General features: G+C 45.4%; 25 protein-coding genes. 15 read left to right on the forward strand and 10 right to left on the reverse strand.

Translation table 11 applies throughout. The features are described from left to right. Nucleotides 1–18: 18 nt before the first annotated feature. Nucleotides 19–819 carry a M48 family metallopeptidase gene (locus L4D06_RS05870; protein WP_429738190.1) on the reverse strand — a complete coding sequence of 267 codons (801 nt, stop codon included), beginning with the start codon at nt 817–819 and terminating at the stop codon, nt 19–21. A 337-nt stretch (nt 820–1,156) separates the two neighbouring features. Here L4D06_RS05870 and L4D06_RS05875 point away from each other — a divergent pair, with 337 nt between their 5' ends. From L4D06_RS05875 to L4D06_RS05885, 3 genes are read left to right on the forward strand one after another with little or no spacing between them, the layout of a single operon-like run. Next, nucleotides 1,157–1,585, forward strand: a complete 429-nt coding sequence (locus L4D06_RS05875; RefSeq protein ID WP_274163020.1) for a hotdog fold thioesterase — start codon at nt 1,157–1,159, stop codon at nt 1,583–1,585. A 3-nt stretch (nt 1,586–1,588) separates the two neighbouring features. Further along, nucleotides 1,589–1,819 carry a DUF3389 family protein gene (locus L4D06_RS05880; protein ID WP_429738192.1) on the forward strand — a complete coding sequence of 77 codons (231 nt, stop codon included), beginning with the start codon at nt 1,589–1,591 and terminating at the stop codon, nt 1,817–1,819. 47 nt (nt 1,820–1,866) lie between these two features. Then, a complete protein-coding gene (locus L4D06_RS05885) occupies nt 1,867–2,238 on the forward strand; it encodes a hypothetical protein (RefSeq protein WP_429738194.1) in 372 nt (123 codons plus the stop codon). A gap of 137 nt (nt 2,239–2,375) precedes the next feature. Here the strand turns inward: L4D06_RS05885 and L4D06_RS05890 are convergent, their stop codons facing one another. From L4D06_RS05890 to L4D06_RS05900, 3 genes are all read right to left on the reverse strand, one after another. Further along, nucleotides 2,376–3,191: a DUF2797 domain-containing protein gene (locus L4D06_RS05890; protein ID WP_274163023.1), complete on the reverse strand. Its 816-nt coding sequence runs from the start codon at nt 3,189–3,191 to the stop codon at nt 2,376–2,378. Between the two features lie 101 nt (nt 3,192–3,292). Next, on the reverse strand, nt 3,293–3,592 hold the full coding sequence (locus tag L4D06_RS05895; RefSeq protein WP_274163024.1) for a hypothetical protein: 300 nt from the start codon (nt 3,590–3,592) through the stop codon (nt 3,293–3,295). 137 nt (nt 3,593–3,729) lie between these two features. Beyond that, the gene (locus L4D06_RS05900; RefSeq protein WP_429738196.1) at nt 3,730–4,551 is read right to left on the reverse strand and encodes an endonuclease/exonuclease/phosphatase family protein; all 822 of its coding nucleotides are present in this window, start codon (nt 4,549–4,551) and stop codon (nt 3,730–3,732) included. A 671-nt stretch (nt 4,552–5,222) separates the two neighbouring features. Between L4D06_RS05900 and nrdD the strand changes: the two genes are divergently transcribed. The 5 genes from nrdD to L4D06_RS05925 all read left to right on the forward strand — a co-directional run bounded on the left by nrdD (nt 5,223) and on the right by L4D06_RS05925 (nt 10,274). After that, nucleotides 5,223–7,343, forward strand: a complete 2,121-nt coding sequence (gene nrdD, locus L4D06_RS05905) for an anaerobic ribonucleoside-triphosphate reductase (RefSeq protein ID WP_429738198.1) — start codon at nt 5,223–5,225, stop codon at nt 7,341–7,343. Between the two features lie 9 nt (nt 7,344–7,352). After that, nucleotides 7,353–7,820, forward strand: a complete 468-nt coding sequence (gene nrdG / locus L4D06_RS05910; RefSeq protein ID WP_429738199.1) for an anaerobic ribonucleoside-triphosphate reductase-activating protein — start codon at nt 7,353–7,355, stop codon at nt 7,818–7,820. Between the two features lie 181 nt (nt 7,821–8,001). After that, the gene (locus tag L4D06_RS05915; RefSeq protein WP_429738201.1) at nt 8,002–8,520 is read left to right on the forward strand and encodes an ATP-dependent zinc protease family protein; all 519 of its coding nucleotides are present in this window, start codon (nt 8,002–8,004) and stop codon (nt 8,518–8,520) included. 116 nt (nt 8,521–8,636) lie between these two features. After that, nucleotides 8,637–9,821 (forward strand): amino acid aminotransferase, encoded by a 1,185-nt coding sequence (locus tag L4D06_RS05920; RefSeq protein WP_429738203.1) that lies wholly within the window; start codon nt 8,637–8,639, stop codon nt 9,819–9,821. Nucleotides 9,822–9,908: 87 nt separating this feature from the next. Further along, nucleotides 9,909–10,274 carry a RidA family protein gene (locus L4D06_RS05925; RefSeq protein ID WP_429738205.1) on the forward strand — a complete coding sequence of 122 codons (366 nt, stop codon included), beginning with the start codon at nt 9,909–9,911 and terminating at the stop codon, nt 10,272–10,274. A 244-nt stretch (nt 10,275–10,518) separates the two neighbouring features. Here L4D06_RS05925 and yiaY read toward each other — a convergent pair whose 3' ends face one another. Then, entirely contained in the window at nt 10,519–11,667 is a 1,149-nt protein-coding gene (yiaY, locus tag L4D06_RS05930) for an L-threonine dehydrogenase (protein WP_429738207.1), read from the reverse strand. Between the two features lie 417 nt (nt 11,668–12,084). On the opposite strand from yiaY, the gene L4D06_RS05935 reads away from it, so the two are divergent. Beyond that, entirely contained in the window at nt 12,085–12,555 is a 471-nt protein-coding gene (locus tag L4D06_RS05935) for a hypothetical protein (protein WP_429738209.1), read from the forward strand. A gap of 132 nt (nt 12,556–12,687) precedes the next feature. Beyond that, entirely contained in the window at nt 12,688–13,113 is a 426-nt protein-coding gene (locus L4D06_RS05940) for a hypothetical protein (protein WP_274163032.1), read from the forward strand. Between the two features lie 95 nt (nt 13,114–13,208). On the opposite strand, the gene L4D06_RS05945 is transcribed toward L4D06_RS05940, so the two are convergent. From L4D06_RS05945 to L4D06_RS05955, 3 genes are all read right to left on the reverse strand, one after another. Then, on the reverse strand, nt 13,209–14,150 hold the full coding sequence (locus L4D06_RS05945; RefSeq protein ID WP_429738211.1) for a Dyp-type peroxidase: 942 nt from the start codon (nt 14,148–14,150) through the stop codon (nt 13,209–13,211). Nucleotides 14,151–14,349: 199 nt separating this feature from the next. Beyond that, nucleotides 14,350–15,294, reverse strand: coding sequence for a ribosome biogenesis GTPase YlqF (gene ylqF / locus L4D06_RS05950; RefSeq protein WP_274163034.1), 945 nt, complete (start codon nt 15,292–15,294; stop codon nt 14,350–14,352). A 263-nt stretch (nt 15,295–15,557) separates the two neighbouring features. After that, entirely contained in the window at nt 15,558–16,391 is an 834-nt protein-coding gene (locus L4D06_RS05955) for an EAL domain-containing protein (protein ID WP_429738213.1), read from the reverse strand. A gap of 326 nt (nt 16,392–16,717) precedes the next feature. Between L4D06_RS05955 and phhA the strand changes: the two genes are divergently transcribed. The 3 genes from phhA to L4D06_RS05970 all read left to right on the forward strand — a co-directional run bounded on the left by phhA (nt 16,718) and on the right by L4D06_RS05970 (nt 19,142). Then, the gene (phhA, locus tag L4D06_RS05960) at nt 16,718–17,506 is read left to right on the forward strand and encodes a phenylalanine 4-monooxygenase (protein WP_429738276.1); all 789 of its coding nucleotides are present in this window, start codon (nt 16,718–16,720) and stop codon (nt 17,504–17,506) included. Nucleotides 17,507–17,535: 29 nt separating this feature from the next. Continuing rightward, nucleotides 17,536–17,877, forward strand: coding sequence for a 4a-hydroxytetrahydrobiopterin dehydratase (locus tag L4D06_RS05965; protein WP_274163037.1), 342 nt, complete (start codon nt 17,536–17,538; stop codon nt 17,875–17,877). Between the two features lie 110 nt (nt 17,878–17,987). Continuing rightward, the gene (locus L4D06_RS05970; protein ID WP_429738215.1) at nt 17,988–19,142 is read left to right on the forward strand and encodes a winged helix-turn-helix domain-containing protein; all 1,155 of its coding nucleotides are present in this window, start codon (nt 17,988–17,990) and stop codon (nt 19,140–19,142) included. Between the two features lie 148 nt (nt 19,143–19,290). On the opposite strand, the gene L4D06_RS05975 is transcribed toward L4D06_RS05970, so the two are convergent. Further along, nucleotides 19,291–19,581, reverse strand: a complete 291-nt coding sequence (locus L4D06_RS05975) for a hypothetical protein (RefSeq protein ID WP_274163039.1) — start codon at nt 19,579–19,581, stop codon at nt 19,291–19,293. A gap of 162 nt (nt 19,582–19,743) precedes the next feature. Beyond that, the gene (locus L4D06_RS05980) at nt 19,744–20,187 is read right to left on the reverse strand and encodes a DUF4174 domain-containing protein (RefSeq protein WP_274163040.1); all 444 of its coding nucleotides are present in this window, start codon (nt 20,185–20,187) and stop codon (nt 19,744–19,746) included. A gap of 303 nt (nt 20,188–20,490) precedes the next feature. Between L4D06_RS05980 and urtA the strand changes: the two genes are divergently transcribed. Both urtA and urtB read left to right on the forward strand, forming a co-directional pair. Next, nucleotides 20,491–21,780 carry an urea ABC transporter substrate-binding protein gene (gene urtA, locus L4D06_RS05985; protein ID WP_429738218.1) on the forward strand — a complete coding sequence of 430 codons (1,290 nt, stop codon included), beginning with the start codon at nt 20,491–20,493 and terminating at the stop codon, nt 21,778–21,780. A gap of 131 nt (nt 21,781–21,911) precedes the next feature. Further along, entirely contained in the window at nt 21,912–23,567 is a 1,656-nt protein-coding gene (gene urtB, locus L4D06_RS05990) for an urea ABC transporter permease subunit UrtB (RefSeq protein WP_429738220.1), read from the forward strand. The last annotated feature ends 1 nt before the right edge of the window (nt 23,568 follow it).

The raw sequence follows: 23,568 nt of genomic DNA on the forward strand, positions 1-23,568 counted from the left end.
CGATTCGCCCTACAACGCTTAGAGGTTAGGTTTTCCACAGTTGGGCGCGTTGCGAGATTTCGCTGGAAGTTGACGAATTGCTGCATTCAAATCATCAATGCGGGTGTCATGTCCAGGGTGAGTGGACAGCAATTCTGGTGGTGCTCCTTCTGAAGCTGCAGCCATGTTCTTCCAGAGGTCTACGCTGCCCTGAGGGTCAAAACCCGCTTCATTCATGAGTTGAACACCGATAAGATCTGATTCAGATTCATGGGCACGGCTAAACGGAAGCAAAACACCCACATTTACGCCAAGTCCTAAGCCTGCCAGAATCAAATCCGAATTGGCTGTGCCCGATACGCCAAGCGCGATGCTGGTAATTTGTAGTGCGCTGTTGGTTGCGACTGAACTTGAAACGCGCTCGCTGCCATGATTTGCCATCACGTGACCAATTTCATGTCCGATAACCGACGCGAGTTGGTCTTGGTTTTCAGCGACCTTCAACAGCCCAGTATACACACCAATTTTTCCGCCAGGAAGCGCGAAAGCATTGACTTGATCGCTATCAAATACCACAACTTCCCATTGTTCAAAATCTGGTTGTGGTGGCGTGACTTCTAATATGGCATCAGTGACACACTGCACATACTGATTGGTTTGTTTATCGGTACTGACCTTTTCTGTCCCTTTGAGATCAGAAAATGATTGGCTGCCCAAGGTTGCCATTTCGCTGCCCGAAACCAAGATCAGCTGGCTGCGTCCCGTTGGTGAAGTGGTGCAACCCATGACAATGCTGAGTAGGGCTGTGGCAAGAGTAGTTTTTACTGTGTTAAATTTCACGGTTATGTCCTTATCGCGAAGCCAATTCCTTCAACCTAAACGTATCAATTACTCGAATCCCCGAAGTGCATTGGGGTTTAAGTGCATTGGGCTTCAAGTTCATTTCTGACCTAGATTATTCACTTTGTTAGGCTAATCGAGCGACATTGTAATATGACTGTCAACCGAGGCAAGGTGTGGAGTGAATTTGCTAAACGTATTTACCGATCGGACTCAACCTTTATAGGAAAAAGTCACGAATCGGTCTTTCAGATTTATACAGTAAAGCGTAGCTCTCACCTTAGTAACTAACGATAATGGGTGAGGAAAGCATTGTTAAACACATTAAGGAGCGCTTGTGGCTATTTGGAAAAAAAACATTTCCCTTGAGGGTCTCAATGCGACCTCTGCTAATACCTTGGTTGAACACCTGGGCATTCAATACACGGCATTTGATGAACACAGCTTAACAGGCACTATGCCTGTGGACTCTCGAACTCATCAACCTCTCGGCATGTTACATGGTGGTGCTTCGGTGGTATTGGCGGAAACGCTTGGATCGTTAGCTGCGAACATGTGTGTGGAAGAAAATAAGTACTGCGTCGGTCTAGATATTAATGCCAACCATATTCGGGCGATGCGCTCGGGGCAGGTAGTCGGCAAGGCAACTCCCATTCACTTAGGTGCAACCACTCAAGTGTGGCAGATTGAAATAGTTGACGATCGTGATCGTCTCGTTTGCACTAGCCGTTTAACCATGGCTGTGTTGCAGCACAAAGGGAAATAGATAATGGTCATTACGATTCCGGGTGGCCGAGTTGTCGCGACGATGCACGAAGTGATGGTGAAACTGGAACAAAATAGAATAACGCTGCAGGCTCAGACCGATGACATTAGCTTACTCGCTGTGCCTTGTATGCTTATCGCCAATGGTGGTTCAGTCAATTGGAGCATTTCATTGGGCAATGAAGAAAATATGGAAGCAGTGAGTCACGCGACAGGCATTGCGTTGAAGCGATAGGCGCTGTTTTTACAAAATATACTGGCAATCATGGATAGGAGAGTTCGGTGATCAAATCAACGATCTGGACAATGAAATTGGCACTGATGTTGACCATCATGTCATCGTACTCGGTTGCTGGCGAAGCAGATGTCGTAAACGCCACGGCAACCAAATCGGGTGAATTTTACAGATTTTCTGCCACCGTAGCCCACGCTGACGAAGGGTGGGATCACTATGCGAACGCTTGGCGAGTGGTAACGAAAGAAGGTTATGTGTTGGGTGTCAGGGAGCTTCTTCATCCCCATGAAAACGAGCAACCCTTTACGAGAAGCTTATCTGGTGTTTCAGTGCCTGAAGGCGTGACCGAAGTGATTGTGGAAGCCCGAGATAGTGTTCATGGCTGGGGCGGTAAGACGTTTGAGATTGGCCTAGAATAAGCGTTAGCATCGACGATCTCTATTCAGGAGACTTGGGTGTAGTTTGGGTATAACAGCCGAGCAAAGATAAATAACAAAAAGCGCCGCAACATTGTCGTTGCGGCGCTTTTGTATTCAGGCTGAAAGCAGGTCAAGCGCTAATAGGTGGCGGTTATCTCGTAACCAGTAAATTTACGAACATTGATCACGCCAGTATCAAAAATCAGGTATTGGCCTTTAATACCTTTTAAGACACCTGAAACGACGGGCTCTTTATCAAAATTGAGCGAGGTAATCTTCGTTGGATGCTCTTCCACGGGATAACGAATGTCGATAATGTCATGTTGAACAGGCTCAACAGCATCAAAGCCATATTGCAGGCGTAGGCTAAAGATCTTTGCATCGATTTTTGGCAGTAAACGACGCGCTTCTTCTTTTAAGTCTATATCGTCGTTATCGCCTTTCAGCATGGCTCGCCAATTCGTCTTGTCAGCAAGGAATTCGGCAATAGCGATTTCTACCAAACCAGAAAGTTGTCGGGTTTTTACCTTCAATATAGGTAAGGCTTGGGTTGCACCTTGGTCGACCCAGCGGGTTGGTATTTGACTCGCTCGGGTAATTCCTACCTTTAGACCAGAGGTGTTGGACAGGTAAACCACATGGTCTGTCATGCAAAATTGCTCACCCCATTCGGGTTCACGGCATGTGCCTTCAGCAAAGTGGCAAGTCTCAGGTTTCAAAATACACATATCGCAGCGAGCAAGCTTACGTGTACATGGAAAACAGTGCCCTTGGCTAAAGCTCTTATTGGTTTTGTTACCGCAAGCATCGCAGTAGATCTTGCCAGTGTAAGTTAGGGTGAGTGATTTTCCGATCAATGCGTTCAACGCAACGTCGTCTTCCCCTATAGGCAGAGAGTATTGTACGCCGCTTTCTAGCGAACTTTTCATTTTGCTCAAAGTACCAGTAATCATTGCTTCTTTAACGTTGTCCTTTTCGTGTTTGAAGTGTACCAGAACTGAGTGCTCAAACTAACTGAAGATGATGGTTTGTCGCTTAGATGCACAACAGCCTTTTAGCGCATGACAAATCCATTATCGAGTTCGTTATAAAGTGACACCGTCACTATGAGCAGGTTGAGTTCAATATCCTCGTTGATTTCATCAATCACAAATAAGTCAGCGTCTGACTCAGAAGTGTTTCTTTCAGCCAACACAAGAATGTTTTGCTGTATGTCGCCATAAATCACACGTTCATCTACTTTTTCGTAATGACCGAAGTCGAGTAGAGCCGCAGGGGCAAGCTCTGGCTTGGCAAGGGCTTGAACTGAAAAGAATAGGGTGGAAGCAACAAAAGGGATGGTTAGAAAGCGCATGAAAAAGTCCATCTTGGTAAAGTTTCCGCAGGATGGCACAGGGTATTAGCGGTTTTGTCAGTAAAGCGTCAAAGGCGAATGAGCTTTGCGTAATAAAGAGAGTTTCTGAGCATTTGACGCCAGTTCAATGCAATTGGTTATAAATCTACAATGACTGGGCAATGGTCTGAAAGTCGGTAGGTCGCCACAGCGTGATACGAATACTTATATTGTTTCGCCTCGGGAGGGAATTGTTTGTCGATAGCGCCTGGACTGGCAATGATATGATCGATCAGTTTCTGATATACAACATGCTCCCAGCGTTTAGTGCGATAATTGAATTTTCTCGCTTTGCATTTTGCTGGTGTTGACGCAGATAGGTTAATCAATGAGTTTGGCTCTGTTTGGTCTAGCAGTTGCTTCCAAGCCCATTCGTTACGCTCGTTTAAATAATGGTTAAAGTCACCTGCAATGATAAATTCTTGGCCAAGTTTGTGCTTGGCATTGATCCAGATAGCCAGTGCCTCAATCTGTCGGTCCAGCTTTTTACAGCTATTGTTTCGGCGTACAGCTTTCTCGAAACAGCCAGATTTGAGATGAATCGAAAGTAGATGCAGTGAAGGCTCATTTTCTCTCAGCACTTCAATATAGGCGCCGTAGCGAAGATCGCCACCAGAAAGAAAAGTCGGTAAACCGAGTGGTTGGTAGTCTTTGTGGTCGATGACTTTAATACCCTTTTTCACTGCCCAACCAGTAAACTGATGACTACCTCGACTACGTTTATAGCGCTTCACTCGGTCGGAGAAGTAAAAGTCATATTTGAGAGGATCGAGGACTTTGGATAAGGGCTCTGGGCCGTCCACTTCTTGAAATGCAATAAGGTCAGCATCAATGACAGAAGCGACGGTTTGCATCATGAGGTAATCTTCAGCCGCTCTCTTGCCTTGAACTCGATCACCTTTGTCAGATAGCCACTCCATGTTCCATGTAGCTAGCGTCAAACTCGCATACGAAGGAAGCGGCATAAAAGCGAAAAATAGTAGGCACAAAAAGAAAAGGTGCTGAAACACTCTATAAGTTTGAGTGATGCTGTTAACCGCGAGTGATGGTGAGTGAAGCGAAGACATATCCAGAGTTATATTCTCGTATTGTTCCAATCAACGAACTGGTAATAACCTCCAAGTCATCCAGACTGGAACTGTTGAAGAAATTGGCTATCAGTTGGATAGTAGAGCATACAGTATGCGATGTTTTTTGTGCTTAGCATTTTTGCGCCCCCTGTTGCACTTTTTTACAGCCTTTTTTCATTTCTTGACGTTTTGCCCCATTAATCGAATAGATAAAAATCGCATCCCCTCGTGCCATGATCTAAATCAATGTATCGATCGCGCCTCGACGGTCTAATGCACCACATATTGTAGTGCTCGTTAGATTTCTGTCCATATTTGGTATTTCTTGACGTCCTTCACAATTGTGTGTAGTCGATTGTTTTAGCGAAGAAGCTTTGTTCGATACCACCCAAATGTTGTGAATGACGTGTTTTGTACATGGTCAGGTTAACGCCGTTTTTCCGATGTGATGCTCTTCTTTATATTAAGTGAGAGCAGCATTTGTCCCTTGAATTGAAGGGTGATTCCTTGAGGAGCTATTTGTGAAACCTGTTGTCATCAAACGCGATGGAGCCCGCGTACCTTTTCAGCGCCAACGTATCGAAGATGCAGTGATTCGAGCCGCGCAAGCAGTAGAAGACATGGATCAAGCTTATGCAGCAGCAGTAGCAGATGGTGTTCTTGCGCAAGTCATGCGTAACGATGAAGTGGATATCCATCAAATACAAGATGCGGTAGAAAACCATCTTATGGCGGGGCCGTATAAGGCAGTTGCACGCGCTTACATTGAGTACCGTCATGATCGTGATAGTGCGCGTGAAAAGAAAAGTCGCCTGAGTCATGAAATTCGCGGATTGGTGGAACAGACGAACTCTGACATCCTCAACGAGAATGCGAACAAAGACAGTAAAGTTATCCCAACGCAGCGTGACTTGCTGGCCGGTATTGTTGCCAAGCACTACGCCAAGCAGTACATGCTGCCGAAAGACGTTGTTCGAGCACATGACCAAGGGGATATCCACTATCACGATTTGGACTATGCGCCATTCTTCCCCATGTTCAACTGCATGCTTGTCGATCTTGAAAACATGCTGACCCATGGTTTCAAAATGGGTAATGCGGAAATTGATACACCGAAATCTATCCAGACGGCGACAGCTGTGACTGCTCAGATCATCGCCCAAGTCGCCTCTCACATTTATGGTGGCACAACGATAAATCGTATCGATGAAGTGCTCGCTCCCTACGTTGAGATCAGCTACGAAAAACACCTGATGGTTGCACGTGAGTGGAACATCGCTGATGCGGAAAGCTATGCGGCTGCCCGTACAGAAAAAGAATGCTACGACGCATTCCAATCGCTCGAGTATGAAGTGAATACCTTGCATACGGCAAACGGACAGACACCATTCGTGACCTTCGGTTTTGGCTTAGGTGAGTCGTGGTCAGCACGTTTGATTCAACAATCGATTTTGCGTAATCGTATTGAAGGTTTGGGTAAAAACCGTAAAACCGCGGTATTCCCTAAGCTGGTATTCAGCGTTAAAGCGGGCCTAAACCTCAAGAATGGCGAGCCAAACTACGACATTAAGCAGCTAGCGCTTGAATGTGCGTCAAAGCGCATGTATCCAGACATTCTAAACTATGATCGCGTGGTTGAAGTGACAGGGTCGTTTAAAACCCCAATGGGTTGTCGTAGCTTCTTGTCTGACTATGAAGAGAACGGCAAGTTAGTACATGAAGGCCGCAACAACATTGGTGTGGTGAGTATTAACCTGCCTCGTATCGCTCTTCGTGCAAACGGAAGTGAAGAGAGCTTCTACTCTCTGTTGGACGAAGTGTTGGATATCGCCCGCGAAGGGTTGGATTCTCGTATCGACCGACTGCGTGGCGTGAAAGCACGTGTTGCCCCCATCCTTTATATGGAAGGAGCGTGCGGTGTTCGCTTGAACCCAGACGATGATGTTAGTGAGATCTTCAAAAATGGTCGCGCTTCGATTTCATTGGGTTATATCGGTATTCACGAAACGATCAACGCTTTGTATGGCACCGAAGAGCATGTTTACGACTCTGAAGTATTGCGTCAGAAAGCTTTAGATGTGGTTAAGTACCTCAAAGCCAAAACCGATAGTTGGAAAGAAGAAACAGGTTACGGTTTCAGCCTGTACAGTACACCGAGCGAGAACCTATGTAGTCGCTTCTGTAAGATTGATGCGAAAGAGTTTGGTGTGGTGGATGGTGTAACGGACAAAGGTTACTACACCAACAGTTTCCACCTTGATGTGGAAAAATCGGTCAATCCGTACGATAAAATTGATTTTGAAATGCCTTACCCTGAAGTTGCCAATGGTGGGTTCATTTGTTATGGCGAGTACCCCAACATTCAGCATAACGTTGAAGCGTTAGAAAATGTGTGGGACTACAGCTACGAACGCGTACCTTACTACGGTACCAATACGCCGATTGATGAATGCTATGAATGTGGTTTTACCGGTGAATTTGATTGCTCGAGCAAAGGCTTTGTTTGCCCAAGTTGTGGTAACCACGACTCAACCAAAGTGTCTGTGACTCGCCGTGTCTGCGGATACCTTGGCAGCCCAGATGCGCGTCCATTCAATGATGGTAAACAGGAAGAAGTGCAACGTCGTGTTAAGCACATGTAAGGTTTGAAAATGAACTTCCATCAGTATTATCCAGTTGATGTTGTTAATGGCGAAGGGACGCGCTGCACCTTATTTGTTGCTGGCTGTGAGCATCAATGCCGTGGTTGTTACAACCAAAGCACTTGGTCATTAAGTTCAGGTCAAGTATTTGATAAGCAGATGGAAGATCGTGTTATCTCAGATCTCAACGACACACGTATCAAACGTCGAGGTTTGTCGTTGAGCGGAGGTGATCCGCTTCACCCTGCAAACGTGCAAGCGGTATTGGCGTTAGTGAAGCGTGTTCGTTCCGAATGTGAAGGTAAAGATATTTGGCTGTGGACGGGTTACGAATTAGCCAATTTATCTGAAGAACAAAAAACGATTGTTGCTTTGGTTGACGTTTTAGTCGATGGCAAGTTCGAAAAAGATCTTGCCGACCCGTCGTTACCTTGGCGAGGCAGCAGTAATCAAGTTATTCATAGATTTAGATGCTGACTTTGGATCGATCATTCGATCACGTTTACTATCAACAAAAAACGCCGCTTAGCGGCGTTTTTTGTTGAGCGATAGGTATGATTCACGTACCGTAAAGCGTCGTCTTCACCTTCGTGAAGGTATCAATCGAAATTATCATTCGGGTACATCACTTTTTGTTCATTTTTTAAGGAGTGCAGCCTTGAAGTATCAAATTGCCGCCTTGCTCTTTGGTCTTGTTTTTCTTCCTTTGTGTCATGCAGAAACGGAGATCGTGTCTCCTGTTTTTGAACATGCGCCAAATGGCAAAATGATAATGGGTGAAAAGGAGTGGGTTAGAATCGACGATCTTGGGGTTGTTGCTAAGGCTCGTGTTGATACGGGTGCGACAACATCATCAATCAGTGCGGTTGATATTGAACCATTCGAGCGTGATGGAAAAAAATGGGTGAAGTTTCGTTTAGCTCATCAGCAAGGTCAAAGTGCGCTGATTGAAAGGGCAGTAGTACGAACAGTAAAAATTATTCAATCCAGTTCTGAAGGCTATGAGCGTCGATATGTCGTGAGTATGCCGATCACGATTGGCGACGTCACCATGGAGACAGAATTTACACTGCGCGATCGTCAACACCTCAATTTCCCCGTGCTCCTTGGGCGAACATATTTAAAAAATACCGCGCTCGTAGATGTGAGTCGAAAATACGTTCAACCTAAACCGTAAACCGCCGTAAACCAATAATGACAAGGGCATGGCCTATCATCGCGTTTTTTTGTTTTCACCATGTCTGTCTTTGGGTAAGGTACGTAATTATTGCCGTTAAATAAGGATGTTATTCCATGTTAGATCTGCTTTCTCCGGCGCAACAAGACCCCATTTTGTCTCTTTCCATTGCATTTCGCGGAGATACTCGTGCGGATAAAATGGACCTTGGCATCGGCGTATATAAAGACAGCCAAGGTAACACGCCTATTATGCAGGCAGTTAAAACTGCACAGCAGCAACTGGCCGATTCTCAGACCACAAAAAGCTATGTGGGACTTGCCGGCAACGAAACGTTTAATCAAGTTATGACAGACCTCCTTCTAAAGGGGACTGACGGGTATTCTCGTTGTGCAACGGTTCAAACACCAGGTGCGAGCGGTGCGCTTCGTATGCTGGGCGATCTTATGTATCTCGCAAAGCCTGTTACAACGGTGTGGATCACTGACCCGAGTTATGTGAACCATAAACCGGTGATGGAAGCTGCGGGCTTACACGTTAAGTTTTACCCGTATTTTGATGCTGTTACAAAACAGGTTAATCCTGAAGCTATGTTGGAAGCGCTCAGCGCTGCGGGCCCAGATGATGTCGTGCTTCTGCACGGTTGTTGCCACAACCCAACGGGTGCGGATATTCGTGCGGAGCATTGGCAAGCCATCAATGAATTGGCGCAGAAGAACGGTTTTACCCCTTTTGTTGATATTGCTTACCAAGGTTTTGGTGAAGGGTTAGAAGAAGACGGTTATGGACTTCGTCTTTTGGCTGATTCTGTAGAAGAGATGCTGATTGCGACATCTTGTTCAAAGAACTTTGGCCTGTATCGCGAGCGCACTGGCGCGGCAATTGTTATAGGCAAAAATGCAAAAGAAGCGACTAATGCCAAAGGCCGTATTCTGCAGTTGGCTCGCTCGACCTACACCATGCCACCAGATCATGGTGCAGCGATTGTTGAAACCATTTTAACTAGCGATGTACTCACTAAGAAGTGGCGTGAAGAGTTAGATAGCATGCGTAATCGAATTGTATCTCTAAGGGAAGGTTTGAGCGCAGCGCTTGCTACTCGCACTGGCGATAACCGCTTTGACTTCATCAAAGAGCACAAAGGCATGTTCTCAATGTTGGCGATGTCGCCAGATCAGATGATCCAATTGAGAGAAGACTTTGGTATCTATGCGGTTGGTGATAGCCGAATCAATGTTGCGGGTTTGACTGAATCACGTATTGATTACTTAGCGGATGCTTTGGTTGCCGTCTCCAAATAGATAGACCGACATACTGTTTTTGATTAAGCCAGCATTGTGCTGGCTTTGTTTTTCCTTACATTCAATAGACTACGTAGATAGAGAATCATGAAAATTCAACGTATTAACCCGACCCAGCGTTGGTCAGATGTTACCGTGTTCAATGGCATTGCACACTTTGTTGAAGTGCCAGAAAGTGATTTAAGTGCCGATATCAAAGGCCAAACCGAGCAGGTACTGCAGCAAGCAGAAGAAATGTTGGCTTCAGTTGGAAGCGATAAGACGCGCATCTTGTCTGTGACCATCTACATCACCGATTTTGTAAACCTTCCAGCGCTCAATGAAGTTTGGGATGCCTGGTTTGAAGCGGGTACAGCACCAAGCCGTGCGTGTGTGAAAGTGGAACTTGCCGATCCAGAGTACTTGGTTGAAATGGCATTCGTTGCGGCGGCGGGTGAAGAATTTCAGTCGTAATTAACCGCTGAAATGATAATAACGAAAGGGCAGCGATAAACGCTGCCCTTTTTAGTTCATGGAATACACCACTAATGAGTATTATACCAATCTGATTAAATATTCGGTCATTCTTGCTGGTTAAAATCGACAATAGCGGCGTCAGATATTTTGTAGGTAGAATAACTACTTACTGCAATATCTTCCTTGCTCTTGACGATTTTCCCGGCGCAAATTTATGACCACCTACTTAATCCAATTGGTATTACATTGCGCTACGGAAAATCTCACAGATTTCTTCGTGGGTTGCCTGTTTAGGGTTAGTAAAACCACAAGCATCTTTTAGCGCATTTTCTGCCAGTACAGGGAAGTCATCTGCTTTGACGCCCAATGCTTCTAATCCTGCAGGAATACCTACGTCCTTAGACAGAACTTGAATCGCTTCTATCGCAGCTTCAGCGCCTTGTTCTGCGGATAAGTTGTCAACGTTAACACCCATTGCTTTAGCGACATCACGTAAACGGCTTGCTGATACCTGCACGTTATATTTTTGAACGTGTGGCAGAAGGACTGCATTGCACACGCCGTGTGGTAAGTCGTAGAACCCGCCGAGCTGGTGAGCCATTGCATGGACGTAACCCAAAGAAGCATTGTTGAATGCCATGCCAGCCATGAATTGGGCGTAAGCCATTTGCTCACGTGCTTCTAAGTTTTGTCCGTCATTCACTGCTGTTCGCAGGTGCGCTTGAATCAGTTCAATTGCCTTAATTGCTACAGCGTCAGTAATGGGTGAAGCTGCAATTGAGACGTAAGCTTCAACGGCGTGCGTTAAGGCATCCATACCGGTTGCTGCTGTCAGAGATTTTGGTTTAGCCAGCATGAGTTCTGGGTCATTCACCGAAATCAATGGCGTGGTGTTTTTATCCACGATCGCCATTTTGATGTGTCGCTCTTCATCGGTAATGATACAGAAACGGGTCATTTCAGACGCTGTACCGGCTGTGGTATTGATAGCAATTAGCGGAAGTTGCGCTTTAGCCGATTGGTCAACACCTTCATAGTCGCCAATTTTCCCACCATTTGCAGCCACCAATGCGATACCTTTCGCACAATCATGTGGCGAACCACCACCTAGTGAAATAACAAAATCACAGTTATGCGCTTCTAGTATTGCAAGACCCGCCTCAACGTTCCCAATGGTTGGGTTTGGTTGAGTGCCATCAAAAATGGCAGTCATTACGCCACGTTCTGCAAGTAAAGCGGTGACCTTTTCGACGACACCAATTTCATTCAATATTTTGTCGGTTACAACTAAGCCGTTCTTGAAACCATGAGATTGAATCGCATCAGCAGCGTCGGTAAGGCAACCTGCGCCCATTAGGTTAACTGTAGGGATGTAAAATGCACTTGTCATTTCGTTTCTCCGTGGTACTCACGTTAATAATTATTAGTTAGACACAGGTGAGCGACCCTATCGCTCATCTTGCCCATGCCTAGTTTTTTAGCACTTTTCGAGTGAGCCCCTCTTTGATCTAAATCAATTGGCACGTCTGGTATGAGATGTGTGTTACTAGAATTTGAGCTAGGTCATTCTATTTGTATATATTTTAATTCATTGAAAAATATATATTTATTATGTTGCTTGTCGGTTGGTATCAAACGCTAGAGTGTGGTAGTAACACGGGATTGTGTTGCTTCATAAGTGAAATGAACGTATCTCGGTGGTGAGGTCTGTCTTTCGGTAGAAAAAAGTTCATATAAATAGACATGAACGATAAGCACAACTACGATACCTTTTTATTATTCACGCATAGTTGCATATAGGGAAAGCATGCTCTGGTACAAGGTAGGCCATCAACTTAAACTTCACGACATTAGCCTTATCGTAGGCCCAAACCGAACTGATAAAACGAGGTTCTTGTGTGAGCAATACGAAGGACTTTCTTTTCTCATTGATGTTTCCAAGGCTAAGATCGCCTATTGTGGTGGAGATACTAGTATTACAGAGGAAGAATGGAATCAAATCATCGCCCGTGATTGCGCATTCATTACGGTAGACGATGCGCATCTATTGAAGCCGTTAGATCTTCTTAAGCTTGTGGACATCGCGGTAGAAACGAAAAAACGATTATATTTATCATGCAATGAAACCATCGCTTCTTACCTTCCTAGTTTCTTGTCCCATGCTAATAATTATCAACTCTCTGTCGCTAAGATTGAAAGGCTGACTGATGAAGATGTGTGTGTATGGGCGTTGACCGACGTGAAAGGAAAATGTGTCAGCGAAGCCTCACAGAGTTAATGTGATATTTATTTGTTCTATTTGTGGTTAACAAACCAACAGATAATACCTCGTTACGCTATTCCAGTTCCTTGCCATCAGGTATTGAATTAAGATTCGCGAACAAGAATAGCCTTTTCGAGGTCAAATATGATGAAAAAATCCCTAGCAGCCATGATGCTTCTTTTTACGTTGACTGGTTGTGAAGACGCGACGAAGGCAATTGATCAGGCTCAAGAAGCAGCGAACAAGGCGGTAGATGGCCTTCAGCAGAAAATTGAATCCGTAGATCTAGGCGAATTAAACCTAGATCAATTTGGTGATGCAGCTGATTCTGCGAAAGCGCTGGCGATGTCCGTTGAGGAAGTGGTGAATGCAGATTTTGCGGACCCACAAGCCCTTGTTGAAGTGAGAGAGCAAGTCGCTAATGCATACAGTTGTTTGGTTGATGCAACCTCAGAAAGCACTGCAGAGAAACTGCTAAATACCGTACTTTCTTCCATTGGTAGCGAAGACGCGTTATCTATTATTGATAAAGGCGTTGAGAAAGCAAAAGCTGCGAAAGAGTGTGTGATGTAATTGCATGTTCAAATTGCGCGATAGTGATTTAAAAGGCTGACATATTGTCAGCCTTTTTCGTTTCTTCTTGCAGACGTGGATACTGCATGTATTCGTTAATCGTCAAAACGTGCGTCGATGAATGACTGGGATGGAACAAAGTAACTTGATCCTGTTTTGGCTTCTACAAAATCAAGTAAGCGATCGTAGTCACCGTTTACATCAGCATTGATCATTTGGGTCAATGACGTTTCGATGATAGTGGGGGTTTTCGCAAAGCCCACAAACATAGTGCCGTGCTCAATGGCATTCCCATAGGGGCGATTCTGTCGAAACATTTTCACTTCCTCGCCATCGACTTCAACTTTGCTTTTGTTGTTGTGTGCCCATGCAGGTTTCTCATTGTCACTCAGTTCAATGTCATCCATTTTAGTACGACCAACCACTTTTTCTTGGTGCTCGGTAGATTGGTCATCCCATAAAGATTGTCGGTCAATGTAACGTTGAACCACCAAATAGCTCCCACCGAGATAGGTATCGTTTTCATCATCAATCAGAACGGACTCGACACGTTCTTCATCAATCGGATTTTCAGTCCCGTCTACAAAATCAATCATGTCTCGATTATCAAGGTACTTATAGCCTTGAATATCTTCGGACAAATCGGCGATGCCAGAGATGGCTTTTGCTGTGTATTTGGCGATTTGAAAATTAAGATCTTTGCGTTCAGATTTCACCATCAAGAAAATGTCACCGGCTGTCGAAGGGAAATGTCTTGGTCCATCTTTCATTTCTGGAAACACATGAAGTTCTGTGGGTAAGGGAAGGTCAGGAAACAGCAGTGGCCAAGCATTGGCTGAAAATCCGATGGTGACAGATACATTTGCGGTGGCATCTTTTTGTCGGATGGACTTTTCAATTCCCGGAAGTTGAGATAAAGCATCACCTACTTCATCAACATTAAGCCATTGGTCTTTCAGCACAAAGGTTAAAAATTCTGCGTGAGTTGTTGGGTCAGTTAGCACACCAATTTGTGCAATTGAAGCAAGCTCGTTCATAGGTCGTCCTGTCATCTGATCGGGTAATTTCTTGTTTGAACTCAGAATAGAACAGCTTTTATACGTAAAGTGGGGTAGGAATGAGACGTGACGACAATGGATAACGGTGTTTTACGGCGAATAACCGATGACAAGGTGAGAGGTTTGACGATGATCTTGCGGGGTGTGCAATCGCCCTCGCGTACGAGGGCGTCAGCAATTAGCGTTTGTTCTTCAAATAACGCTTACGGCGTTCTTCTTTGACTTTAGCTTTCTGCTCTGCTTTTAGCGTAGCGGCTTCTTCTACTTCGACCAATTCTTTATCAATCATGTCTGGGTGTTCAAGAGTGATCAAACCGAGCGTGCCATTACGGAGATCATTGATCAGAATTTCAGATGCTTTATGGAGGTCAATTCTTCCACCTGCTCGTAAACAACCGCGCTTTTCGCCAATGGCTTCCATCAACTCGACTTCACTATCTGGTAAGTCTTCGATGTTGTAACGGTTCTTCAGTAGCTGAGGGTAAGCTTTTGCAAGGTACTCAACAGTGTAAAATGCGACTTCATCGTATTCCATTGCCGTGTCTTTTACCGCACCTGTCGCAGCTAAACGAAAACCACTGTGTGGGTTTTCTACTTTCGGCCATAAAATCCCCGGCGTATCTGAAAGTATCACACCATTTTGCAGGTTAATGCGTTGCTGCTGACGAGTGACCGCAGGTTGGTTACCAGTTTTTGCGATAACTCGGCCCGCTAGCGTATTAATAATGGTGGATTTGCCGACATTCGGAATACCCATGATCATGGTTCGAATACTTTTTCCCATGTCTTCACGATGAGGTGCTAACTTTCGACAAAGATCCATGATTTTATTGACTTCACCTACGTTGTCCGTGGTGATTGCCATCGCTTTCACGCCTTGCTCTTTCTCGAGGTGCTCGAGCCAGATGGCGGTCATTTCAGGGTCTGCCAAATCACGCTTATTCAAGACTTTGATGACGGGCTTGTCTTTACGAATGCGTCGAATCAGCGGGTTTTCACTACTGAACGGAATGCGTGCATCGAGAACTTCAATGATGACGTCGATTTTAGGAACGACTTCTTCAATCTCTTTACGTGCTTTGTGCATGTGGCCAGGGAACCACTGAATAGAGTTGTTAATCATAAAAATGATTGCCTTAATAAATCGGTGTTATCGCCGCGTCAAATGACTTAAGTGACTGATAGACGTCTCTTGGGCGTTAATATGGCGGGGATTTTAGCACTTTACGGATGACAACGGAAAAGGTTGTGAGGATTAGAAAACGAACGAACAAGATATAACCATTCTTGTATTAAAACCCTCGATTGAGGGTACCTATCAACTTAGGGTAATGATCTGCCAGAGGTAACTATCTTCTAGAGGTAATTATCTACTAGTGGTAACGATCAGCTGAGGGCGACTGTGGTGACCGCTGATTTCTTTGAAGGTTGAAAATAATCTGAGAGGCGTTGAGGCATACCCAAATGGAATCCTTGAAAGTAATCAACAGCTAGCATTTTCATCGCGGCGTATTCTGCTTCATTTTCAATCCCTTCGACCAAAACTTCCGCGTAGACCTCTTTTGCCAAAGCAATACCATCTAGCAGAGGTTGAGTCTCTCCTTGCATGTAGGTTTGCAGAAGCGAACGGTCAATTTTTAGGATGCTGGGTTTCAGTGAGCGCACACGAGTTTCTTGTGAACCACTTACACCATAATCGTCGATAGCAATGCGGAATCCATTTTGGACAGAGTGAGCAGATGCGACCGCCAGTGCCTGAACATCTTCATGAAGATGCTCGACAACTTCTAAAACGACGTGCTGCCGAGGAATACCAAGTTCAGCAAGACGTTTTACCATGAGGTTTTGGCTTGAAAACTTTGCAATTGCGACTACCGCAGAGGAAGGGAGCATATTGAGAAATATGGCGTGTTCTCCTGCATAGGGCGCAAAATTCCGCAGATGGATAACGCGGGCTAGTCTGTCGATATCTATTTGGGAGCGATAGTGTGGGTGGTCGATGTCCAGCTCTCGAAACAAATGAGCAGGGCAAATAGGTTCATCGTTTACCGTATTTGCACGAACCAATGCTTCAAAGCCTACAGTGGAACCATCAGCGCGAAATATAGGTTGATAGACACTTGTGAGTACCAAATCATCATACAACGCTATAAGTTCACCGTTTTCATTGGTGCTCAAGCATTGTTCGAATGAACCTCTGGTTCTTAAGTGGTTATCCACGACTTGTTTCTCCTCTTACCGCACGCTGGGAGTTTGTTCCTGTTGATTGACCGAATAGTACGGCAAACGGGGGTTGTAGAGAATAAATGCTTATTGAGACCAAACTATTTATGTGATCTGTGCCAGTAGTCTGTCGCAACAACAGCACATGAGGATTGTTCTAGTGACAAATTTTATAGACAGCGGTTTGCATATTAATGCGACTGTAAAAGTGTCGCGTAAATTTATTTTTACATTCTTTCATACCGTAACCCAGTGTATCTGGTGCCAGTTTAAGAAGGGAGAGACTATCGTTTTAAGAGGAACGTAATCGAGAGCTTGTCATGATGAAACAGGGTCACTACGAATCGAAGCCATTAAATACGAATGGAAAGATTGCGTGGAGCATGGAAGAAAACGAAATATGGCATCATCTGATCACACGGCAGTTGGCGTGCATCGAGGGTAAGGCGTGCGAAGAGTATTTAGAAGGGCTCGCCATGTTAAACCTTGCCGAAAATCATGTCCCTCAATTGGTTGACGTTAACCGAGTGCTTAAGAAAACCTCGGGTTGGCAACTAGAGCCTGTTCCTGCCTTAATTAACTTTGACCGATTCTTCGCGTTGTTGGCATCAAAACGTTTTCCTGTCGCCACGTTTCTAAGGTCGGCTTCGGATCTTGATTACCTGAAAGAACCTGACTACTTCCACGAAATATTTGGCCACTGTGCCATGTTAACTCACAAAGCCTTTGCGGATTTCACGCAGCTGTATGGGCAATTGGGTGTTAATGCGACAAAAGCTGAGCGCGTTTATCTGGCGCGTCTATATTGGTTTACTGTTGAGTTTGGATTGATTGAATCATCGGGCGATAGATCGCTATATGGCGGAGGGATCTTATCATCGCCAGCGGAAACGGAATTCGCCTACAGCAGTGACGCACCTTTGCGGAAGAAGCTGGATGTTATTGATGTGATGCGAACGCCTTATCGAATCGATATTCTTCAACCTGTGTACTTCCATTTAGATTCGCTAGATGACTTATACGATCTTCAACACCTAGACCTAATGACTTGTGTACATCGCGCCATGTCATTGGGGCTTCATCCACCTTGTTATCCAGAAAAAATCGCCTAAAAGACAGTCTTAAAAGGAGAGTAAGTTTAATGGCTGAATTATCAGAATTACAATGTGAAGCATGCCGCGCAGATGCGCCCGCCGTGACTGAAACGGAAGCGACATCCTTGATGCCGAGCATTCCAGAGTGGACCGTCATGAACGTTGATGGTATTGACCAACTTCAACGCGTGTTTACATTCAGAACGTTTAAGCAAGCGTGGGCGTTTTCGAACCTTGTTGCTGAACTCGCTGAACAAGAAGGCCATCACCCAGCCATTTTGCTTGAATGGGGGCGTTGTACTGTGACTTGGTGGACGCACAAAATCAAAGGATTGCACAAAAACGACTTTATCTGTGCCGCGAAAACGGATGCACTGCTATCGGAATAGCAAGAGTGAACTGACGGGTAAACCGGCAGTATTGTTAATGAATGGTAGAGTTGCGGTACCAACATCCTGTACGGTGGGTAGTAAGATAAATTCCCCTCCAGATAAGTGCTATGCAATCAATAACAAAAGCGGAAGCAAGGAAGCTCATCTTGCTTTCGCAAGGTTTCTCGCCGAGTAAAACCCGTCTCAGTGACTGTGATAAGACGCTGTCTGTTATAGAGCGATTAGGCTACGTGCAGATTGATACGATTTCAGTGGTTCAGCGCGCTCATCATCATGTGTTGTGGAGCCGAAATGCAGACTATTGTTTTAATCATATTCCTCAATTGTTAGCGCGCAAAAAGGTGTTCGAATATTGGGCTCATGCTGCGTCATTCCTTCCAATGAAAGATTTTCGATTCACACTTCCGCGTAAAGCGGCGATCAAATCCGGTGAACATAAGCACTGGTATTCGAAAGATCACACTATGATGGACGCTATTCTCAAGCGAATTGAAGATGAAGGCCCTTTAATGGCGAAAGATTTCGACTCCCCAAGTCGAAAACGCCAAGGGTGGGGTACAAAACCTGCGAAACAAGCGTTAGAGAACCTCTATATGCAAGGTGAACTCATGGTGCCGAGGCGAGAGAGTTTTCACAAGGTGTATGATCTCACTGAACGGGTTCTGCCTGAGAAAATCAATATGACACCGCCTTCAGAGCAAGAATACGGTCGCTATTTGGTGCTCAATTATCTCAATGCGCATGGGGTTGGGACAGTGCAAGAAATGACGTATCTGTTAAAAGGCGTGAAGACCTTGGTGGCCTCAACACTTAATGAACTGTGTGATGAAGGGAGTATTCAGAAAATTAAGATTGATGGGTCACCATACTTTGCTGCAACCGCCTCGTTATCATTGCTTAGTCGGCGGCTCAATCGTAAACAAGCAAAAATCCTTTCCCCCTTCGATAGCTTAGTGATTCAAAGAAAACGAGCAAGTGTACTTTTTGATTTTGACTACCTCATCGAATGTTATGTGCCGGAGCCCAAAAGGAAATTTGGATACTTTTCGTTGCCCATTCTTTGGAATGGAGAGTTGGTGGCGCGAGCAGACTGTAAGGCGGACAAAACGAAATCGATGCTAGTTGTTAATCATCTTTACTTAGAGCCATCGGTGAGGCGAAGTGAAGCGTTTATGCCAGCGTTTGAAGATGAACTTCAATCTTTTGCTGCATTCAATCGCTGTGACAACTACATGATTAAGAAGATTTCACATAGTGATTAGGAAAAGTAGGAAGATGCGTGAACTGAATATTGGGCTTTCCAGCCACGCATGTGTTTGTGTATTGGGGCACTTGTTTCTATGAAATAACGATCAGCTTGTTAGCTTCGCAGTGCTAGCTTTACTCCGCAATACTTTTTAACAGTGTAAGTTAGGACTGTTTATTCTTACCAAATGCAGATTTGTATAACTCAAAGACGAACGTCGCTGCACCACCGCTCGGCGTTGAATTGGCATAGTCTTCGAGTGGCGCAAGGAAGTTTGATTTGAATTTCTGCACGGCTTCTTCAGTGGTTTCTGCATAGATCACATCATCTTCGACTTCAAAGCCGAGGTCGATGAGTTGATTCTTCTCGGCTAAAAATGTCTCTGAACCCATGTCGGCATAAGTGAATTCTTTGCGGTTGGAATCAGGCTTACAGAAAAACTGGTACTTGGGCATTTTGTCTCCTCAAATGTCGCCATATAGAGTCATCTCACATGCACTGATTGCATGCTTAGGCGTGTTACTACGCTAAGCGAACGGTTTAGATCGCACAATGCTATGCAATAGTATTCATTTGTGTTTCTTAAAGAACTTCGAGATGAGTCAAGTTGGTAAAACCTAAATGCTGCAGCGGTTTCCCCTAAGTTTCAATTCCGCCTTTCTCATTGGCATCTCATCAATCACGTCAACCAATTCGTTGATATTCACGGTTTGCCGCCAGCGAAATTTCTCAGTGCCATCTTTACCAATTAACACCGCAATGTGTTCATTGGTGTCCACGGCATATTTTTGGCCGAGCTTGAGGATTTCTTGCGAAGAAAAGAGCCCTTGTGAGTCAGACAGATCCTGCATGTTGAGAATGACAGGGTGAAGGTCGCGATCATCGATTTGGCAACTATGTACGAGCATGAGGCGTTCGAAGGCGCGTACTTTATCGTCAAAACTTGGGGCAAAGAAAATCAACGTCCTATGGGGCTCGATAAGCCCGTAAAAAGGGTACGAGACGCTTGGTGATGACGCTAGCAGCAGCAATAAAACGCTAAGTCGATTCAGTACACGCATGCTGGCCCCCTTATTCAATTAAGGATTTCAGTACCAATACGAAAGCCTAGTCCGAATAGTTTCAATCCGCACGGTTAACGTATGTCGCACTGTATTTGTGCACGTTCAATGACGGTGCGCAGAACTGGTTGTTCTGCACCAAATATAAGCATCGCAATTTCACTCTGACGGGAGGAAGGGTATATCGTTCGGTGAAACTGTGCTGCTATTTCATGCCGTTACGATATTTCTTCGAGTCAAGTCACTTGATTGGCAAGCCTTTTGCTCTCTTGCTTCACAGGTACTCATTAAGGAGCTGTTGCAATGAAAGGAAATAAGGTTGCATTAAATTGGGTAAGTGCGATTGCACTGGGTGGACTGTCGTTACAGGCTGTGGCGGCGGAAGACACGATCAAGGTGGGTGTGCTTCATTCGTTGTCAGGGACGATGGCAATCAGTGAAACCACATTGAAAGACACCGTACTGATGATGATTGACGAGCAGAACAAAAATGGTGGCCTGCTTGGTAAGAAACTCGAAGCCGTAGTGGTTGACCCTGCATCTAATTGGCCTTTGTTTGCAGAGAAGGCCAGAGAGTTAATCGAGAAAGAAGACGTCGATGTAGTTTTTGGCTGCTGGACATCTGTTTCTCGCAAATCTGTACTTCCTGTGTTTGAAGAGCTCAATAGTTTGCTGTTTTACCCCGTTCAGTATGAGGGTGAAGAGTCGTCGAAGAACGTTTTCTACACTGGCGCGGCACCCAATCAACAGGCGATCCCAGCCGTTGATTATCTGAAAGATGAACTGGATGTTGAACGTTGGGTTTTAGCGGGCACAGACTATGTTTACCCTCGCACAACCAACAAAATCCTCGAAGCCTACCTGATTGACCAAGGTGTCGAGAAAGAAGACATCATGATCAACTACACCCCATTTGGCCATTCCGATTGGCAGTCGATTGTATCTGACGTTAAAAAGTTCGGTTCTCAAGGCAAGAAAACCGCAGTGGTATCCACCATTAACGGTGATGCCAATGTGCCCTTTTACAAAGAACTATCAGCACAAGGTGTAGAAGCAGAAGACATTCCTGTTGTTGCGTTCTCAGTGGGTGAAGAAGAACTCTCTGGTATGGATACTTCGGCCTTGGTTGGTCACCTTGCTGCATGGAATTATTTCATGAGTGTGGAAACGGATCAGAATGATGAGTTTGTCGAAAAGTGGCATGCCTACATCAAAGATGATGAGCGCGTGACTAACGACCCAATGGAAGCCACCTACTTGGGCTTCAACATGTGGGCGAAGGCCGTCGAAAAAGCGGGAACGACTGATTCTGAGGCGGTTCAAGAATCAATTATCGGTGTCACCGTGCCGAACCTCTCTGGCGGCTATGCCACCATGATGCCAAACCACCACATCACTAAACCTGTGCTGATTGGCGAAATCCAAGATGATGGTCAGTTTGTCACCGTATGGGAAACCCCTGATGTGGTCGCTGGTGACGCATGGTCTGATTTTCTCACTGGGTCTAAAGACTTGTTCGCAAGTTGGCTGAAGCCAATGTCTTGCGGCAGCTTCAATGTCGAAACAGGACAATGTTCAGGTGTAGCTGAATAATCGATTAGAAAACAAGATGGCGGGTGGATACGGACATCGCCCGACAACTTGTACGCCTTGTATTTGCCTGCCTTGCGGTTTTGTTTCCACACTCTCCCGCACTGGCAGGACTTTTTCAAAGGAACGCGTTTATGTGTAAACAGGCAAGACGATGGAATAACGTCTGTCGGTTTTTGAGTGCTCTTTTAGTTGTGTTCATAACGTCTTTTAGTGTTTCGGCAGACGCTTCACCGTCAGAGATGACGATGGAAGAAATCGAAGTGCTACTCACCAGCAAATCCTTTTCCGACAAAGAAGCCGGTGTGAAGCAACTTGTTGCTTCTGATCTCCCCGTAACAACGACATTGTTGAATGGGTTGATGGACAAGCAAGTGGTCTATCACAAGAAAGACAAATCAATGTGGTTCTTAGCGAAACCTCCTTTGAAAAAGGGCAGTGTGTTGACCAACCTTGGCTCAGGGGACACGATCACGGTTAAGAAAAAACGTCAATATCGCGCTGTAACATTGAACAACCGCATGCGCACTCAAATTAAAACAGCACTGGCAACGTTAGCGCTAACCAGTGTTGACTTGGATGCCAAACGTGCTGGCGCAAAACGTTTGCTTGGGCAAGTTGATAATGATCTCGTTCCCGTCATCTCTGAATTGTTAGTCACTGAAAGTGACGCTGTCACCAAATCCTATCTGGCAGCCGCAGTAGCCATCACTCAGCTTGATGAGCAGACCTCTGTAGAAACGCGGTTATCCGCAATTGATCAACTTGAAACATCGGGACTCGCCGAAGCTTATGAAGCGCTAAAAGCAGAAAAAGCACAGACGACGGATGCCACGCCGGAAACTATTCAGCGTGCTTTTGATAGTGCGATAGCCAACTATGAAGAAACGCAGCGGGTCGTAGACATCGCCCAGACACTCTACTTTGGACTGAGTTTGGGGTCAGTATTGGTATTGGCGGGGATTGGCCTTGCGATCACCTTTGGTGTGATGGGTGTGATTAACATGGCCCACGGCGAGCTGATCATGATCGGTGCTTATACCACGTATGTCATGCAACTACTCCTACCCGAATATACGGGCATCGCCTTAATTCTCTCAATCCCAGCAGCTTTTATCGTATCGGGTTTAGTGGGGGTGGCGATTGAGCGCTCAGTGATCCGCCACCTATACGGACGACCACTTGAAACCTTGCTAGCCACCTTCGGTATCAGCCTCATTTTGCAGCAGGCAGTACGTTCAATTTTCTCTCCGCTAAACCGCTCTGTTAGTACGCCAGAATTCATGAGTGGCATGATTGAAGTCACCCCCATGCTACAACTCACCACCAGTCGCATGTACATCATTATCTTCTGCTTAATGGTGTTCTTTGCGTTGCTGTTTGTTCTCAAGCGCACGTCTCTTGGCCTGCAGGTTCGCGCGGTATCGCAAAACCGTCCTATGGCACGTGCCATGGGAGTGCGCTCGGAATGGGTGGATATGGCGACCTTTGGTTTAGGGTCTGGTATCGCTGGCGTAGCGGGTGTTGCGTTGTCGCAATTAACCAATGTTGGCCCAAATATGGGGCAGGCTTACATCATTGACTCTTTCATGGTGGTGGTTTTTGGCGGCGTTGGAAACCTATGGGGGACACTCGCAGCGGGTTTAAGCCTCGGTGTGTTTAACAAAATTTTAGAGCCTTGGGCTGGAGCAGTGCTCGCCAAAATTCTAGTGCTGGTTTTTATCATCTTGTTTATTCAAAAACGCCCGAAAGGACTCTTTCCTCAGCGCGGCCGTATGGCGGAGGATTAAC

It is taken from the genome of Enterovibrio makurazakiensis (assembly GCF_050336585.1).
Lineage (GTDB): Bacteria > Pseudomonadota > Gammaproteobacteria > Enterobacterales > Vibrionaceae > Enterovibrio > Enterovibrio gelatinilyticus.